Genomic DNA, 3,276 nt, shown 5'->3' on the forward strand with positions numbered 1-3,276 from the left:
CTCAGCCTGCCGGATCCAGTTGCGCAACGCCTCGTGATGCACGTTCAACTGCTCGGCCAGCCGCCGGATCGTCGGTTTGGGGTCCGACTCGCGATACAGGCGCACGGCACGCGCCCGCAGTTCGTCGAGGTACTTCTTCGGTGCTGCCACAGATGCTTCCTTCCCATGATCAGTCGATCATGTTTGAGAAGCTCCGTTGAAGCGGGGGGAACTCAACTTCGTCTGCGACGTCCTCATCAGCCCTATCATCAACGGGCCCCAGCGAAGCCCCGAGCCGTCAACCCCCGAAGGACTTATGAACTGAAGCACTAAGTGATGTTCGCGTCGCTGACATCGTTGTCGTTCGTCATGACATCCCCGTCCGCCTTCCTGATGGGGACGCGCTCGACATCGCGCGAACCGGAGCGCCGCCCGACTACCCTGCCGAGCTCGAGAAAAAGATCCGTGTGCGCGTCAACGATCAAGCCTCCGTGGCCACCCCGCCGGCCGCAAGCGAAAGGCCGGGCATCCCACGAGGGACGATGCCCGGCCTTCCACTCAACCCGACCACGAATCGTCGGCGTTCCACTACCGACGCGGTGCGGGTCGATGCGTAGTCGTACCACCTGCACCAAGAATGTTGTCAAACCTTGGACTCGAAGGTCAGAACAAGTTAGGTGACCCCTTGGAGAGGGCTTGCCGAACGGAGGGTCTGGTTACCTGCAGGAGACGTATCCGATGGTGAATTTCCAGGGCGGGATGCCCCACCGCGTGGAGATTTCGAAACCAAAGCAGTCGTTCTCGCCCGGCTGGGACATCCGTGCGACGTACGCCATGATCGAAGTGGCGAGGATGGTGCAGGCCTCATCTGCGGCACCCGGCATGTAGTACTTGCAGATGCTGACCACGGTGCCGGTTGCCCCGGCGATAGCGGCCCAGTAGAGGGCGACCGTCCGGTCGTGGCTCATCTTGACCTTCCACGACGCCCTGGTCGCCAGGTCGTCCGTGGTGCTGTCCTGCGAGCCCTTGGTGACCACGATGCTGCTGTCTTCAGCGACGCTGAATGTGTAGTAGTCGCCCTTGTATTCAAGCTGCTGGGGGGCGGCGGTCGCGACAGACGTGGAGTGGGCGGGGACCGGGGTAGCCGCGTGGGCGCCTTGCGCACCGGGAGCCAGAACCATCGTTGCGGTGGCGAGGGCAAGCCCCGCACGGGTAACGAACCTACTGAATTGAGACGACACCCTACTAACCTCCTGCATCAACGGGAATAGAAGTAGTTGCCACATGAATACAAGTGGCGCGCCTCTATTCTTAGCAGGGCGAAAAATGATTGGATACGCCAGGCGATCGGCGAATCAATGAATCAACAACGAAGTCGTTAAATCAACTCGGGCTATCGAGGCCGAACACTGCCCGGCCAGCAAGGACCTTCGGCCAGCCCTGGCCAATAGTCCTATTCTCAGAATTCCGGAAGGGTCGCGCTCAACACTTGAGAGAATCTTGAGTAAATCTTGAAAGGCTGCCGCAGACCCTTATTTGGGTACAGGAAATACTGATCTCATGGGCTTGTAACATTCCCGCACCACCCTTGATCACTTTAGTGTGATTCAGATCACATAAGTTTCCCCTAAGCCTTCCGGCCTGGATTTTTGCACGCGCTGTGCAGTAATAATTCCAGACTCTGGCCTTGTCGTCATTTACCCTCTTCGATACTTTGCATGCGGATCGTTGTTAACGGGGGTGAGACATGCCTAGGCCAGAGGAGCCTGTGGACGAATCGAAGGGTTCCGTCGCGGAGTTCGCGCTGTCTCTGCGTGATCTTAGGAGGAAAGCTGGGTCACCGAATTATCGAGAATTGTCCGCCAGGACGCACTTTTCAGCTTCTACTCTTTCGACTGCCGCGTCGGGAAGGCGGCTGCCTAGCCTTGATGTCACACTGGCCTATGTTAGATCTTGCGGAGGTGACGTCACAGAGTGGACGCAGCGTTGGCAGTCAATAGCCAGGGGAATAGATGCCCCGGGACGCGCTGCACAGAAACCGGGGATCACTTCTTCCGAGATGGGCCAAAAAAACCTTATTGACGTGTCCGTCGGTGTCTTCTTGGAGGTAGCGAAAACCATCATTCAGCAGGTCGAGAACCGCTACCAAAGATGATCCCTCACCCGGGCAGTCGCCCCACGATGGAGCGCAATGCGTGCAGGTAGGATCCCAGGCTCTCCCTGCCCGCGGAAGTGAGTGACAGCCAAGTACGCGGGCGCTTCCCGGCGTAGCCTTTGCGGACATGAATCAGGCCGGCTTCCTCCAGAATGCTGGCCTGCTTCGACATTGTCACCGTGCTGATCTCCACAGATTCTGCGACGAAGCGGAACTCCGCCTCCTCAACCTCCGCCAGCATCACCATGATCGACAACCTGATGGGAAAATGCAGCAATGGATCGAGTTGGTGCCGTGGATGGTGCAGCGCGTCAGTCACCGGCCAACCCACCATGCAGTGAGGATCCCCACCACGAAGAAGGAAACCGCCCCTACCGCATAACTCGCCATACCTCCGCCCAGGAGAGGGCCGACCGTGAGCATCAATGAGAGAGCGATAGCCAGCCCGGCCGCGTTCACGACAAGAGCGGCCCGGTGTGACGGTCTGGCCTGCACGGGACCCTGCCTCTGAATCCACGCAGTGCCCCGGAAAACCAGGAAGACCGATACCAGCACGGCTGCCGCCGACGCCCACCCGTTTGCTACCCACGTGTTGAGTGCACCGATCAGCAAAGTGAGCACTCCCACCGCGCCGGACCAGGCAATCGTGCCACGGCGTACCGCACGGCGGGCGGCACGAGACCCCACCGCCTGCAGCCGAGCTGCTTGGGCGAGTTGAGCGTCTTCAGCACTTCGCTCCGCGCCCTCGCTGATACCCATCACAGTCGCCTCCTCCGGACTCGCCCGATCCAGTTAGTTACCTCAAGGGAAACTAGTTTCACCAAAGGTATCATGATGCTGGCGTTGCAGAAACGGTTGGCAAGTGGCCAGGTAAGGCCAAGTGGCCAGGTAAGGCACCGAGCCGCGGTACTCGGACAGGTGGATGATGTCCACCAACCCCTGAGAGGGCGGTTATAGAGATTACGTCCTTTTAGGGGCAAGGGTGAATATTCCGGTCTCGCTCTCGGTGACGAGGTTGCGGTTGACCAGGCGTTTCAGCTTGGCGCGGGTGCCTTCGACGTTCTTGTGCAGTGGTTCGATGTCGAGGGCGAGGCAGACGTCCTTGGCCCGCATCCCGGTGGTGGACGTGCCCAGAACAGCGA

The 3,276-nt window shown here is 59.6% G+C and carries 4 protein-coding genes and 1 pseudogene; 1 reads left to right on the plus strand and 4 read right to left on the minus strand.

Features of this window, described 5'->3' with window-relative positions; translation table 11 throughout:
- On the minus strand, nucleotides 1-150 hold a 150-nt coding region (locus tag QLQ12_RS47330; RefSeq protein WP_407651719.1), incomplete at its 3' end, for a transposase.
- A gap of 545 nt (nucleotides 151-695) precedes the next feature.
- Nucleotides 696-1,220: a hypothetical protein gene (locus QLQ12_RS46670; RefSeq protein ID WP_282767527.1), complete on the minus strand. Its 525-nt coding sequence runs from the start codon at nucleotides 1,218-1,220 to the stop codon at nucleotides 696-698.
- A 506-nt stretch (nucleotides 1,221-1,726) separates the two neighbouring features.
- On the opposite strand from QLQ12_RS46670, the gene QLQ12_RS46675 reads away from it, so the two are divergent.
- Entirely contained in the window at nucleotides 1,727-2,134 is a 408-nt protein-coding gene (locus QLQ12_RS46675) for a helix-turn-helix domain-containing protein (RefSeq protein ID WP_282767528.1), read from the plus strand.
- Between the two features lie 4 nt (nucleotides 2,135-2,138).
- On the opposite strand, the gene QLQ12_RS46680 is transcribed toward QLQ12_RS46675, so the two are convergent.
- Nucleotides 2,139-2,453, minus strand: coding sequence for a winged helix-turn-helix domain-containing protein (locus tag QLQ12_RS46680; protein ID WP_282767529.1), 315 nt, complete (start codon nucleotides 2,451-2,453; stop codon nucleotides 2,139-2,141).
- 641 nt (nucleotides 2,454-3,094) lie between these two features.
- A pseudogene (locus QLQ12_RS46685) lies at nucleotides 3,095-3,276 on the minus strand (hypothetical protein); the annotation flags it as partial.

This window comes from Actinoplanes sandaracinus, assembly GCF_030009775.1.
Lineage (GTDB): Bacteria > Actinomycetota > Actinomycetes > Mycobacteriales > Micromonosporaceae > Actinoplanes > Actinoplanes sandaracinus.